At 41.8% G+C, this 1,020-nt stretch carries 1 protein-coding gene; it reads right to left on the minus strand.

Translation table 11 applies throughout. The annotated features are described in order from the left end of the window. Positions 1 to 1,020, minus strand: a 1,020-nt coding sequence (locus tag LPB89_RS21885) for an HYR domain-containing protein (RefSeq protein ID WP_230703732.1), incomplete at both ends; no start/stop codon positions are given.

The raw sequence follows: 1,020 nt of genomic DNA on the forward strand, positions 1-1,020 counted from the left end.
GATTGGAGTCGTTACGGTTAATTTTACGTCTCCAGGATTTGTGCCGATTACGGCTTGTGCTGCGTTTAACGTATCACTTGCAATTAATGAAACTGTTGTCGTGCCGCCTGTACTTCCGTTTATGGATCCCAAGTTATCTGCAATAGCGTCAATTGATGGAGCTGTTACTGAAATCGAAACTGTAGCTGTGCTGCAATTTGAAGTATTTAAATTTTCACAGATTGTATAATTAAAAGTATACGTTCCTGCTGGAGTATTTGGCTTAACTGTTACTGATCCTGTACTTGTATTAAAACTTAAAACAGAAGGTAAGCTACTTGCTAATGTAATAGTAACATCATTTCCAATCAAAGCATTACAATTCAGAAGATCATTATTCAAAACATTTGAAACGGCTGTTCCTCCTAAATAACCATTAAATGAAGCTACGTTATCATCTTTAGCCAGAATTGGCCCTACGATATTTACATTCTGCGTACAGGTTTGCGTATTTCCTGAGTTATCGGTAACTGTCCACGTTACGGTGGTTACTCCGATTGGATATGAGCTTGGTGCATTATTCGTAACCGAAGCCACGCCGCAATTGTCAGCTGTTGTTGGAGTGCCCAAGGCAACTCCTGTTGCGGTACATGAATTGACATCCGTAGTTTTTGTAACATTCGAAGGACATGTAATTGTTGGTTTTTGGGTATCGCTTATCGTTACGGTTTGCGTACAAGTTTCTTTATTTCCTGAGTTGTCCGTCACGGTCCATGTTACGGTGGTTACTCCGATTGGGTAAGAAGTCGGTGCATTATTCGTTACCGAAGCCACGCCGCAATTATCGGCTGTTGTCGGGGTGCCCAAAACAACTCCTGTTGCGATACATGAATTGGCATCCGTAGTTTTTGTAACGTTCGAAGGACACGTAATCGTTGGTTTTTCGGTATCAGATATCGTTACGGTTTGGGTACAAGTCTGTGTATTTCCTGAGTTGTCCGTCACGGTCCATGTTACGGTGGTTACTCCGATTGGGTAAGA

The sequence above is a fragment of the Flavobacterium sp. ENC genome (assembly GCF_020991415.1).
Lineage (GTDB): Bacteria > Bacteroidota > Bacteroidia > Flavobacteriales > Flavobacteriaceae > Flavobacterium.